Source organism: Paraflavitalea soli, assembly GCF_003555545.1.
Taxonomy (GTDB): Bacteria; Bacteroidota; Bacteroidia; order Chitinophagales; family Chitinophagaceae; genus Paraflavitalea; species Paraflavitalea soli.
Genome location: NZ_CP032157.1, coordinates 397,392 through 411,693, shown reverse-complemented (window position 1 = coordinate 411,693; position 14,302 = coordinate 397,392). Strand labels below are relative to the sequence as shown.

Below are 14,302 nucleotides of genomic sequence, written 5' to 3'. Positions count from 1 at the left end.
AATGGTGTTTTATGCTTTGGTAAAACTTACAAGTTGTACATTTTCTCCGGCTTCCCGGGCCGATTGCCAGGTGGCTTTCAGTTGCTGAATAAGCATATTGACCAGCAGCAGGCCAAGCCCTTTACGCTGTCGCCGGGCGGCAGCCATATCCCAGGACTGCCCGTTATCCCGGATCATCAGCCGGCAGGTGTTTTTGTCCAGTGTCATGCCAATTCGCACGACCAACGGCTCTCCGCTGGTCTGGCTGTATTTATAAATATTGATCAATAGCTCATTGGCGATCAACCCCACGGGTATGGCCTGATCGGCATTCAGCGCAACAGGATCGATGGAGTGCTCTGCTATTACCGCCTGCTGGTCCTGGAATGCCAGGCCGATATTGTTGGTGATCTGCGTCATGAAAGCATCCATCTGTATAGAGCCGGTATACTCTTTCTGGTAAAGCAGGTTGTGTACAATACTGATCGACTGTATCCGGCTTCTCCCCGCTTCTATCCGCTCTATCTCCTGCGGGTTTTCAGTCACAGATGTTTGCAATTGCAATATGCCGGATATGATTTGCAGGCTGTTCTTAACCCGGTGGTTCAGCTCGGCCATCAACAGTTCTGTACGCTCCCGGGCTTTCTTCCGTAGTTTATTGGAAACATACAGCAGGTAGGTGATTACCAGCAGGGAGGCAATGATACATCCCATCAACAGGAGAAAGTTACGCTGCTGACTGATCTCCTGCTCCTGGATGATATCATTCTTTTCGGCCAGGGCTATCTTTTGCTGTTGTTCTTCTGTATTGTAACGGGCATTCATGCCTGATATAGCAGCCGACATGTCTGCATTGAACAGGCTGTCTTTCAGCTCCAGTGCCTTTTTTGCATACCGGTTGGCATTGGGATAATCTTTTGCAGCTGCATAGATCTCTTCCAGCAGCAATGCATTCTTTAACTGATGGCTGATGTAGATAGGAGCATTGGCCAGGCTGTCGATGCGCAGGGCCAGTTGTTTTGCCTTATCAGGTTCATGGCGGGCCATGTGGATCTTTGCCATCCGGTTGGCCGACAACATCCAGCCATCCTTGTCCTCCGATTCGCTGCGTCCTGCCAATGCTTCCGCTTCGTATTGTGCAGCCAGCCCGTATTCCTGCATGCCCAGGTAGGCCTCGGCAATATTATCGATGGTGGTTATCCTCGATCGCTTCGAGCCCATTGTATTTTTTATTGCCAGTGCCTGCAGGTAATGGTCTATGGCCTGGCCATACGCTTTCATACTCTTGTATACATTACCGGTATTGTTGAGGGAGGCTGCAATGCCAATACTGTCTTTCAACTGACGGCGAATAGCAATGGCCTTTTGGTGATAGATCAGCGCTTCTTTTGGCCGGCTAAGGTCTTTGAGCGTATTGCCCAGTGTGTTGTAGACCGTACCCAGTTCGGCAGAGGCCGGCATCCCTTCCATCATGCGCGCCGCACCTGTCGCCAGGCTAAAAGCCTTCTCATAATCACCAATATTCTTGTAGGCAATGCCGGTATTGATATCCCCCTGTATAATGCGTAAGGTATCGCCCAATGTCCGGAATAGCCTGCCCGCCTGTTCATAATAGATAATGGCGCTGTCGTAAACCGACCTTTCATAAAAGATCAACCCGATATTGTTCAATCCCATTCCCCGGTTCTCTTTATCCCCTACACTGTCGGCCAGCTTTTGCAAGTGAACGAAGGACGCCATGGCCCGGTCGATGCTGTCCATCGCCAGGTAGAGCACGCCGGTAGTGCGGATACTCTCCAGTTGGGCGGGTTTATCACCACTCAACAGTGCAAGAGCATAAGCCGCTTGTGCGGCTGCCAGGCGTGGCGGCAGCTTTTGCTGTTCGTCATTGGCCTGGTCGATCAGTATACGGAAGGAAGAAAGATCATTGGGTCCATTGTTTTTTTTATCGCGGCAAGCCGTTGCCAGCAGGGGTAACAGGAAAACAATTTTCCAGGGGAAAGGCATTAGCAGGTAGTTTAAAGCAATTTATGGAAAAACAAGACATGGCCGCTAAGCAGGAATTTACTTTTATGTAACTTATTAAACGTCCGGAAGTTCAATAAGGCCATTCAAAAGGAGAAATGCGGTTTTCAGCAGCAGCCCTGTACAGGTCATTGCCCATTTTTGCATCTTGCCGGTATCAGGACCTTTAACTTTTTGTGCCGGAGGTAAGGGCACAGGTACACACTATGGTTATATGTAAAAACCGGGAGCAAGTCCCGGTTTTTTTGGTGGTCTTTATAAGGATGGATCACGAGGACTGTTTATGGCTCCTGTAGTATACTTGTCTTAATGGTAAATGAATCAACAAAATTTGACACGAAATACTTCGGATGATACCCCTGGCGGGTAACCACAGTCAACCAGGAACCTTTTGCGGGCAGTGTGAGTTTTACTTCGCCCAAACTATCTGTATCCGCTTCCAGTGTGTCGGTTTGGGTATCATTTACCATAAACACCCTGGCTTGTGGTATAGGAGCGTTGGCCTGGGTTTTCACTTTGTGCATCACGATGGGCGTTCCGTCGTCCTCACCTCCGCCACGCAGCGAAGCTGCGTTGTCCTTTTTGGGTTTGACAGGACTTGTTTGTTTTTCCTGAGCAGAACCGGGTTTCACATCCTGTTTTGAACAGGAGGGCATGAAGAAGCTGGCGGCAATTGTAAAAATTGCCATTATTATGTATTTCATAATTTATATTTTTTTTTAAAGCAGCGGCATGGTGATCCTGGTCTGTTGGTTACAACAGGTTTTGTGTGGAAGCATGCCGCATCTGATTAAATAATGAGAGAGCAGAAAAGAGAACAGGCGCCTTGCAGGCTACCGGAAGGGCCCTTCCGGAGGGTGTTACCGCGGAGTTCACCATCCTGCACGGTCACCTGTTGCTCTTGTAGTGGCAGGAAGAAAGTGCGATGCACCGATCAGATATTTTGGTTACCTTTAGCCAGCGTGTATAAGACCAGGTGCCATTCTTCCATCGAGATCAAAAATACTACCGGTTACTGCCTACAACCTGCCATAGTCGCTACTTGGCAGCAGCAGTCAGAACGTGTCAGAACTAGTCATAAACTGTCAGAACAAGTCGGAATATGCAGGAACAACATGAAAAGGGAGGCCGGGGGCCAATCATTATCACCCCGCAAACCATGGCCAGGCTGGAAGCTGTATGCTCGATCAACACCGGGAGTGATACAGGTGCCGCATTGGCAAAACAATTCAAAGATTTTATCAAAGGGAAATTAAAGGAAGACCTCCTTGGAAAAGTCCCCGCTGAGGAGTGGAGTAGTATCACAAAGCCTAAAAGGGAAGAGCTGTATCGACAGTTTGAGCTCTTTACTATATCCGGCCGATCGCTGGAACGCGCCAAAGAAGGCAAGCCCCTTAAACGCAGCAGTTTTTTTTTATTGGAAGAAGTGATCAGGCTGTATCTGAAGGCATATGAAGTAACCGGCTCCCCGCCTTCCAATATTGCATCGGGCCTTAAAGCGTCCACTGCTCCCACCGAAAAGCCAACGGTGCCCGGAGAAACATCCGCCTCTGCCGTGCACGCTTTCGCTTCATCTTTTTCACCTACCAGCAGTAGCCCGCCTTTTTCACCGGCCACTATCAATACGCTGTCGCTTCGGGCAGCCGGGTTGTGTTCAAATCCGTCTTGCCTCCGTCTCACCGCAGGCCCTTCTTTAAGCAATCCTGCCAAGGTTCATCAGTTCGGTGTCGCCTGCCTCATTCGTGGGGTACAGGAAGGAGATCCCCGGTATGATGCCGGGCAGGCTGAACTCAGGCCGAGGCACGATGATATTGAAAATGGCATCTGGCTATGCGCTCATGATGCATTACTCGTAAATAAGGAAGAGGAAACCTATACGGCAGAACTATTAATGTCCTGGAAGCAGGCGCACGAAGAAGTACTAGCGGCATGGCTGGAAGGAAGAAAAAGGGTCAGCTTCTCTATGAACCAGGAAGAAGAGGAACCTGCAGCTGCAGCCGCTATTATTGAACTCTTCGATCAACAGGAAGTATTATATGCCCAGGCAGGCAGCTTGTCAAAAGAAAATATTACTGTAGCGGTAGAGAACATGCGTACTTTAATGCTGGGGCAGGCAACCCTTGTGCTTTTTGACGGGAGGCTGGAGTTGCTCCTGAATGCCATCAATCGCTCCTGTGAAGCGTTCCTGCATCTTGCCCGTCATTGCGACTTTGCCATGTTGGAGATTGGATTGGCTGCACTGAAGAAAGCCATCGGCATGGTATTGCATGAGATAGCCACGCATTACAAAATTGCTTTGCCTGCCAGGGTGCGCACCATTACCCCCGACAACAACCCGCCTGATTGATCATGCACCCAGGTAAAAAGCCAGGGATTCCTTCAATGACAAATAAAGTGGATCATTCATTTCGATGGAAAACTGCTCTTGTAGCGCCTGCTGCCTGCTCACAGGATGGGGATGCCCCGTGTATTCGATCACCTTGTTGGCCCTTTTCTCCTGCAACCTATCGAAGGCGTTAAAGAGATCGAATAAAAAGGCAGGGGCAAAATTGAATTTGAATTTACACCAGGCATAATAAACGGTATCATCGTTGGTATTGGACAAAACACCAAATAGTTTATATCCATAGTGATCTGCCTCGTATTCGTCGGCTATTGCTCTTTCATCCACTTCTACCGTCACCTCCTTTGTGTGGAGCGCGAATACCCGCTTAGTAGTTCCACGGGCATGGCCCAGCACATGGTGGCCAATTTCGTGCGCAATAATAAATGCTTTACAGGCATGAAAGAAGTAGTTGGCAAACTCTGCCAGTTCGTAATCCCTTTTCAATAACACATGCTGTATACCCTCCTCACTGAAGTCAATACGTTTCCTGCTGAAATAATTAACCTGCATAATTTCCGCAATGAACTTTTTGGCCTGTTCCTTTTCCGCGGGATCTTCTATACCTCCTGCTGCATCAAACACCAGGATATTGCAGATAAAATAAAGTAGCTGGAAAAACACATCATCTATCAACACAATGTAGCAGTCTTTTGTGGTGATCGCATAAGCGTTGTAGCGATCGAGGGTAAACTGGCAGTATTGGATGGGAAGGTTGCCCTGATGCATTTTTTCGGCCAGCCTGACCAGCTCATAAAAAAAGCCATTCTCGTGTTGCGCATAATCTTTTGCGATCTCATTAATATTGGGTGGCGTGTTGCCGGTCTTCTCCCATTCCAGCCATAAGTCGCGGGCAATGGCCACGGAATCCACATCGGGAGCCAATATCTTGTACAGTCGCTGAAACTGGGTAACCACCTCTCCGCAGCTTAATTGATGCAGCATATGATCCTGATTGAATTGTACCCACGAATCTATTGGTTATTGGCGAAACCCCAACCGATCTTCGCCCTACGCCGCCCCGTTTTATTTCGCAAGGAGTAACCCGCCTGTTCGGAAATAGAAAACAGCATTTGGGAAAGTGCCACTATGGCCGTTACCCCAATTGTTTCATATTGCATACCAGAACGCAGCCCGGTTATTCCTGGTATCCACATTCCTCCGGTAAAGCCATTTCCCAACCAGTTCAGCTCCAATTTCCGCACCTGATTAGTGTGCAGTTGTAATTATTTCATTACAAAGGTAAACTCGTTTATGTTCCTAAACCTGTATTCCGTTGTACTGCGCGGTCGCGCACGTACAATGATGGCCATACTATGTCTGCTATTTGCTCCTTTCGCAAAAGGGCAAACCAATGTGAGTGGAAATCAAAGCGGCACCTGGACATTGGCCGGCAGTCCTTATATCCTCACCGCTACTGTTACCGTGCCTGCCGGACAAACCCTGACTATCCAACCAGGGGTAGTAGTTCAGTTCAGGCGGTTCAATTATAATCTTACTGTTAATGGCTCGCTGCAGGCTATAGGCACTGCAGCCGATTCCATCCGCTTCGTTGGCAAATCGGATCTAACCTATTCCTCTGCTTCCAATTATGGCGGCACGATCTACCTCAACTCCAATGCCTCCACGCTCAGTTATGTACGCATTGATAGCCTGGGTGATGTCAACAATAATGGTCCCGATGGCGCTGTCGACATACGTGATACGGCCAGGCCGGTGATCAATCATACCCTGATCACCAATACAGAAAGCCCCTACCCGATCTATACCTGGGCCGGAGGCGCAGAACGAGTATTCCTGGACAACGCCGTGATCGGTGTACGGGCTGAAAGTCTTGCGCGCAATTGTACGCTGGTAAAGACAGGTACCAATTCTTATTACCGGTTGCTGGGCACCCTTTCTGTAAATGCGGGTGTTACCATGACCATTCAGCCAGGCACAGTCGTACATTTTCCCCGGTTCAATCATAATCTTACTATTAACGGCGCTTTACAGGCCGTGGGCACAGCGGCTGATTCCATCCGTTTCGTGGGCAAGGCTGATCCCACCTATTCTGCTGCGTCCAATTACGGCGGCACAGTTTACCTCAACTCCAACGCCTCCACGCTCAGCTTTGTGCGTATTGACAGCCTGGGCGATGTGAACAACAATGGAGATGCCGGCGCCATTAATATACGCGACACCGCCACGCCGGTGATCAATAACAGCCTGATCACCCATACCGAGTCTACCTTTGCCATCAACACCTGGGCAGGCGGTGCGGCGCAGGTTTTCCTCAACAATGCAGTGATCGGTGTACGCAGCGACAACCTCCTGCGCAACGCTACACTGGTAAAAACGGGTACCAACTCCCGCTACCAACTGACAGGCCCGCTCACGGTGAGTGCCGGTGTAACGATGACGATACAGCCCGGCACGGTAGTGACCTTTCCGCGCTACAGTTATAACCTTACTATTAACGGATCTTTACAGGCCGTGGGCACCCCCACGGATTCCATCCGCTTCATTGGCAAGGCCGATCCTGCCTACACCGCCGCCTCCAATTATGGCGGTGCAGTTTATCTCAACTCCAGCGCTTCTACACTCAGCTATATACGGATGGACAGTCTTGGTGATATCAACTACAATGGCAATACAGGATCGATCTATATACGGGATACCGCCAAACCTGTTATCTCCCAATCCCTGATCACCAATACAGAAAGCAATTATAAACTGACCACCTGGGCGGGTGGCGCTGAAAACATTCACCTGCTCAACACGATCATCGGGCTAAGAGCCAGCACGATCACTGCCAACAGTACATTACCCCGCCCCGCCACAGGCTCCTCTTACCAGCTGCTGGGCAATATATCGATCAATGCCACGAAAACACTGACCATTGAGCCGGGTTGCCGTATTGCCTTCTCGGATTATTCAGACCGGGTTTATGTATATGGTACTTTAATAGCCAACGGCACAGTGACTGATTCGATCTGGTTTACAGGAGGGCGCAATGACAGCCGCACGCATGGAGGCAATATTTATATTGTCAGTGGTTCAGCAGGTTCTTCCATCCGCTACAGCAGTTTTGATTCCCTGGCCTCAACAGCTACCAGCAACGATGCAGTCATATGGGCAGAAGGGCCGGTAGCTATCAGCAATTCCTCCATCCGCAATTACCAGGGATATGGCATAAGGATTGAGCGCAGCAATGTGTCTGTTACTAATTGTAATCTCAGCGCTTACGGCAGCCAAAGGCAGGCAATATCGCTTCGTTATGATACCATTTCACCGGTAGTACAGAGCTGTACATTCACCGGCTCCATCCTTGCCCGTACCATCGTAGCCAGTCCGGGTACCATATCCGGGTTTTTCAATAACACCAACGCGATCATTGAATTGAATGGCAGTGTGCCGCAACATGCCCAATGGCAAAAGCCCGGTATCAACTCACTGTACAAAGTGGGCAATGTAACCGTGCAAGAGGGCAAAACGCTCACCATCCAGCCCGGCTGCCGCATCACGCTGCCGGAATATTCCAGCTACTTCAATATCTTTGGCACCCTGATAGCAGAGGGGACAGCAACAGATTCCATCCGCTTCTTCGGAGGCCGCAACAGCAATTACGCCTACGGTGGCAGTATCCGGCTTTGGGAAAACTCCACCGCCTCCTCCATCCGTTATGTAAGCTTCGACTCTCTCGCCTATCCCTGGAATAGCAGCTATGATGCAGTGATCTCTGCAGGCGGGCCTGTAGCCATCAGCAACTCTTCTTTCCGTAATTATTTTGGATATGCGGTAGACATCGAAAGAAGTAATGTAGCACTCAACAACTGTACCTTCAGCGCCCTGAATGCCGGCCGGGAATCCATCTACCTGCGTACCGATACGATCGCGCCAACCATTACCGGATGTAGCTTTGCCGGTAATACCGATGCCCGCACCCTGCACGCCAGTCCCGGCAGTATCTCCGGCATTTCCAATAATACCAATGCGATCATTGATCTGAGCGGCGCCGTAGCCCAACATGCCACCTGGCCCAAACCTGGTCCTGGTTCCTTTTACCGGGCCAGCAATGTAGTAGTGAATGCACAAAAAACATTGACCATTCAGCCTGGCTGTCATATTCAGTTGCCCAATTACCACACGCAGCTTTATGTATACGGTACCCTTATCGCCAATGGCACAGCAGCGGATTCTATCCGTTTCTTCGGCGGGTACAACAACAATGGCTATAGCCATGGCGGCGGCATCAGCCTGGAAAGCGGTTCTACCGGCTCCTCTATTCAATATGCCAGCTTCGATTCCCTGGCCTATAGTTATTTCAACAACAGTGCCGCGGTCAAGGCTTCAGCGCCCTTGGTGCTGAGTCATTCTACGATCCGTAACTTTTTTGCGTACGCCGTATCCCTGGGGCATAACGATATATCCGTCACTGACTGTTCCATCGGCGCCATCAACAACAACTATCGCGCTATCAATTTTACAACGGACACTATTGCTCCTATTATTCAGCGATGCAGTTTCTATGGCAATTCCAACGCCCGCAGCATTTATCCGTATATGAAGAATTTGCCCAATATCCATTCCAACTACAACGCGATCATCAACCTGCAAAATACCTACCTCACTGCCAATACGACCCTGGTGAATCCCGGAGAAAATTCAAATTATGCATTACCCAGCACCTTGACCGTGCCGGCTTCTATTTCCCTCACCATTGAACCCGGTGTGATCATAGACTTCATATATCCTTATGCCAACATCAACGTAAACGGTACATTGCGCGCGCTGGGATCGGAAAGCGCCCCCATCCAGTTTACGGCACTCAATGGCATCAGCAATGGCGGCGGCATTTATTTATACGACAACAGCCATGCGGTTATCAGCAATACCTTATTGACCCGCATGGGCAACAATGGTTATGCCCTGTACCTGGGCAATAACGTCAATATACAGCTTGTCAACAGTACCATCAGCAATAGCCCCGGTAATGGTATGTACATCTATAGCGGCTCTCCAATTATTACCGGCTGCACGGTAATAAACAACAGTACCGGTATTGTGGTAAATAGCGGAAGCCCCGTTTTTACAAATTGCAATATCCTGGGTAATACACAGGCGGGCATCACGAACTATGGGGGAGGAATCGTTGATGCCCGCAACTGTTGGTGGGGCAGCCTTACCGGCCCTTTACATCCGACTACCAATCCTGGCGGTACCGGCAATGCGGTGAGCGACAAGGTACTCTTTGATCCCTGGAAAAATAAACCGGCGGGCAACCAGATCAACGATATTGGCATCACGGCCATCCCCACCCCGTTTACCAATTGCGGCTTAAGCGCCACCACCCCGGTAAAGGTGCGTATACGCAATAATGGCAATACACCGCAAACCGGGTTCAACGTGCATTACCGCATCAACAATGGTCCGGTGATCACGGAAAATGTCGGCAGCCTTGTCATTACCCCGGCATCCACCACCGACTATGCCTTCAGCACCACCGCCAACCTGGCTGCAACAGGGCAGTACACCATCAGGGCCTATACCAGCCTGGAGACCGACAGCTTCCACCTCAATGATACTACAGAGGCCGTAATACAACACCTGGCGGCGCTGACACCACCAGGTAACCTCTTGCCAGGCATCAATGCCCAACAGCTCGATAAGCCGGTCACCTTCTCCTGGGGTCCGGTTACCAATGCCGCCAGCTATGAGCTGTATGTATGGCCAGTAGCGGAAAGCGCTCCCACCACGCCTTCCGTACAAGGCATTGTACAGATCAATTATACATTAAACAGCGATCTGCTGCAATTTGGCAATACCTATAAGTGGAAGGTAGTAGCTGTGAGAGACAGTTGCCGCACAGAAAGCGCCGTACAACAATTCACTTTACGCAACCTGCCCGACCTGGTGGTAACCTCTGTCACCGTGCCGCCTGTTGCGGTTTCCGAAACGGATATCAGCTTCTCCTGGCGCACACAGAACCAGGGCAGCGGCTCTACCCGTACTGCCACCTGGTATGAATACGCCTACCTGTCGGATGCACCCAAACTGGGCATTGGCAACGATTACTTTATTGGCTCTTACAAGAATTTCAGTGCACTGGAACCCGGCCAGGCATACGATGCCCCTGCCCTCACCTACCGCATACCCCAGGGATTGCAGGGCCAGTATTACCTCATTATAAAAACCGGCATTTCCAGTTACGGTTATTTTGAACTGACAGATACCAACAACCTGCGCACCAGCGCCGCCATTGCCATCACCCTGGCGCCTCCGCCCGATCTGCAGGTAACCGCCCTGGCAGTAAGTCCCGCCACGGCATTTTCGGAAGATACTTTAACGGTAAGCTATACTATCACCAACAAAGGTACCGGCCCTACCAACGTAAACAACTGGTACGACCAGGTATACCTGTCGGCCAATCCGCTCTTCAATCCGGTGGAGGCAACAACCTTGTATAGCGCTCAACACAATGGCGCCTTGCAGGTAGAAGAGGGATACAATAGTATCGTTAAGATCAAAATACCACAGAACCTGCAGGGCACGTATTACGTGCATGTGCAAACCGACCGGTATGCCTATGTCTTTGAATATGATAAGGAAGACAACAATATCAGCTCCAGCCCGGAACTGACGATCCTGCTGCGGCCACATCCCGATCTTATCGTGGACAATATCAGTGTGCCGTATGATTCTGTCAGTGCGGGCCAATCCATCATCCTGCAATGGACGACGGCCAATGATGGCAGCATGGATGTTACCAGACCGTGGACAGAAACATTGTACCTCAGTACTGATACGACCTTGCAGACCTGGCTGGATCAGCCATTGCTGACCTATTCGCAAAACAATCCTTTATTATCCTTGTCTGTAGCAGGTGTACAATCGCCAGTGGTCATACCGGCCAACCTGGCAGAAGGCAATTACTATTTCATTTGCCAAACAGATGCCGGCAACAGCATCAATGAGTTTCCTTTTGACAACAACAATACTTCACGTGCAGCCGGGCCGGTATTTGTAGGCGTACCTGACCTGGTGATGACAGCGCCGCAGGCACCGGCAGGCGCCAGCTCCGAACAATCGATCACTGTTGGCTATACCGTGCAGAACAACGGCAAAGGTAACCTGACGGGCCGCAGCTGGACCGATAAAGTGTATCTCTCCGGCAATACAATTTTTGACGGCAATGATACAGAGGTGGGAACAGTGACTAACAATTCCGTACAACCCCGCAATAGTTCCTACAATAAGCAATTCAACATTACCTTACCTGCCGGCATTTCCGGCAACTACTACCTGTTGTTCGTAACAGACGCCGGCGGCAGCATTGTGGAAAGCAATAACAACAATAACCTGGCTTATGCTCCTATTGCAGTCACCCTTTCTCCCTGGGCCGACCTGGAAGTGACCAATGTTACCGCACCTCCACAGGACACGGCAGGCCGAACCATGCAGGTAAGCTATACAGTTACCAATACTGGTACCGGGGCCATACAGGGCAAACAGTGGACTGAACGCGTCTACCTGTCACCTTCCAATTCACTCAACGATGCAGGTAATATACTGCTCACTACTGTTGCGCAAAACAGGAGCCTGACCAATGGGCAATCCTATGCTGTGCAGTCCACCGTGATGATGCCACTGGGCCAGTCGGCAGGTCAATATTATGTAGTAGTGGAGACGGATGCCACCGGCCAGGTGTTTGAAAATACCGGAGAAAGCAATAACCGATCTATCAGTTCAGCGATACAGGTGGCTCCGCTGCCCAATGTTGATCTTGCTGTCAATGAAGGCAGCGTACAAAGCGCGGCCCTGCTGGCAGGTCAATCAGTAAGCCTTACTTATACCACCAAAAATGCGGGCACTACCAATACCCTGCTCACCGAGTGGACCGACGCGGTATACCTTTCCAACAATACGGTGATCGATGGGGCAGACCGTTTATTAGGCCAGTGGAAGGTGAATAATGTGATGCTGCCGAATGGCGCTATTGCCTACCAGCGCACGGTAACGATCCCGAATACCGTAAGCGGTAGTTTTTACCTGATCGTGCTCACGGACCGCGACAACCAGCAGAATGATATCAACCGGGGCAACAATTTCCTGGTGTTGAATACCAATATCAGCGGGCAGCCCAATGCACCCATTGTCATTACCCAGCCTACGCCTTCCGACCTGCAACCCCTTTCCTTATTAGCACCTGCAGCAGCATTTGCCGGCGAAGCGATATGGGTGAAGTTTACCGTGAAGAACAATGGCCCGGGGAATACCAACACACCCTATTGGAATGACCAGGTTTTTGTGACCGATGAACCTTCCGCAGGTTCCATCTATTCCTACGGCAACAAAACTCAGACGGGGCCGCTGGCAGCCAATGGCAGCTATACCGATTCACTGGAGATCATCCTGCATCCTTCCTTCAGTGGCAACTATTATGTGGTATTGCGTACGGATGCCAATAACAGCCAATATGAACAACAGGGAGAAGACAACAACACCGCTACGGCAGGCATATTCATCAGGCCGCAGCTGCCCTGCGACCTCGTTATCAACCAGGTGATCGTGCCTGCGGGCAGTCAGCTGGCAGGCCAGCCCACTACCATCCAATGGCAGCTGGGCAATAGCGGACAAAATCCTGCCTATGGCTACCTCAAAGAGGCCGTATACCTTTCGGCAGATACGGTATTTGATGACCACGATATTTTACTGGGCACCAAAGAAGAGAATATAAGTTTGCTGGCCGGCCTCACCCTCAACAGGACACTGACAGCCCCGCTCAACAATATTGCGCTGGGCAACTATTACATCATCGTGCGTACAGATATATTGAACAGCCTGGTGGAAGTACAGGAAGACAACAATACCCGCGTATCCGCCACCCAACTCACCACCGATGTGAAAGCACTGCCGCTGGCTGTGTCCACGGCCGACCTGCTGCTGAATGGCCAGGCCCTTTACTATCGCCTGCACATTCCGGCCTCCCTGCACGGAGAGACCATGGAGATCACCCTATCCGGCGATACCAGCAAACATGCAGTGAACAGGATCTATCTGAAACGCGGGGCTGTACCTGCTCCCAACAATTATGACTACGCTGCGGAAACACCTTTTGAGACCAACCAGCAACTGATCGTTCCGGCGGCAGACAGCGGCACTTATTACCTGCTATTCCTTGGCAATGATACGACACTGTTGCGTCGCCAGTCTGTGAACATGGAAGCCCGTATCATTCCTTTCCAGATCACGGCGGTGGATGCCGGCAAGGGTGGTAATACCGGCGGTGTTACCCTCAAGATAGCAGGCGCCAATTTTGAACCTTCCACGCAATTCGTATTGCGCAAAGCCGGGCTGCCTTCGATATATCCTTATACCCGGTATTATATTGACGCCTCGCATGTATTTGTGTCGTACAACCTGCAGGGGACTTCCCTGGGTGTATATGATGTGGTAGCCATCAAACAGAACGGAGATTCCACCAAACTGCTGCAAGGCTTTGAGATCGTGCGCGGTCCCGGATCACCATTAGGCGGTAGCGGTGGCGGCAATGGCAGCGGTGGCCCCGGCGGTGGTACCGGCTTCGTATGCCAGGTAGTGAACATTGGGTATGAAGACCTCATCAGTACTGATTTCATTCATGCAGAAAACACCAGGCTCAACAGGGTGGAACCGATCACCATTGCGTATGAAAATACCAGTTCCATTGATATACCACTGCCCACCCGGTTCTTTATCAGTCTTACCGGAGCGCCCATTGCGTTTACCGTACCGGAGCTGGATGAAATAAAAACCACGCTGCCGCTTTCCTTTACCGAGCCGGGTGCACCGCCGGGCATATTAAGGGCAGGGGCCAAAGGATTTATCAAACTATTTACCAAAGCAACTACACGCGGCGTAGCCGAACTAACATTCGCCATCATAGAATAAACC

Annotated in this window: 6 protein-coding genes; 2 read left to right on the top strand and 4 right to left on the bottom strand. The window is 50.5% G+C overall.

What is annotated here, in order from left to right:
* Window positions 1-9: 9 nt before the first annotated feature.
* From D3H65_RS01615 to D3H65_RS32760, 3 genes are all read right to left on the bottom strand, one after another.
* On the bottom strand, window positions 10-1,986 hold the full coding sequence (locus tag D3H65_RS01615) for a sensor histidine kinase (RefSeq protein WP_119048584.1): 1,977 nt from the start codon (window positions 1,984-1,986) through the stop codon (window positions 10-12).
* A gap of 299 nt (window positions 1,987-2,285) precedes the next feature.
* Window positions 2,286-2,708 carry a peptidase associated/transthyretin-like domain-containing protein gene (locus tag D3H65_RS01610; RefSeq protein WP_162915351.1) on the bottom strand — a complete coding sequence of 141 codons (423 nt, stop codon included), beginning with the start codon at window positions 2,706-2,708 and terminating at the stop codon, window positions 2,286-2,288.
* A gap of 86 nt (window positions 2,709-2,794) precedes the next feature.
* The gene (locus tag D3H65_RS32760; protein ID WP_162915350.1) at window positions 2,795-2,935 is read right to left on the bottom strand and encodes a hypothetical protein; all 141 of its coding nucleotides are present in this window, start codon (window positions 2,933-2,935) and stop codon (window positions 2,795-2,797) included.
* Window positions 2,936-3,106: 171 nt separating this feature from the next.
* On the opposite strand from D3H65_RS32760, the gene D3H65_RS01605 reads away from it, so the two are divergent.
* Window positions 3,107-4,351, top strand: a complete 1,245-nt coding sequence (locus tag D3H65_RS01605; protein WP_119048582.1) for a hypothetical protein — start codon at window positions 3,107-3,109, stop codon at window positions 4,349-4,351.
* Here the strand turns inward: D3H65_RS01605 and D3H65_RS01600 are convergent, their stop codons facing one another.
* A complete protein-coding gene (locus tag D3H65_RS01600; protein WP_119048581.1) occupies window positions 4,352-5,332 on the bottom strand; it encodes a M48 family metalloprotease in 981 nt (326 codons plus the stop codon).
* Between the two features lie 309 nt (window positions 5,333-5,641).
* On the opposite strand from D3H65_RS01600, the gene D3H65_RS01595 reads away from it, so the two are divergent.
* Window positions 5,642-14,299 (top strand): CARDB domain-containing protein, encoded by an 8,658-nt coding sequence (locus D3H65_RS01595; protein WP_119048580.1) that lies wholly within the window; start codon window positions 5,642-5,644, stop codon window positions 14,297-14,299.
* Window positions 14,300-14,302 lie beyond the last annotated feature (3 nt).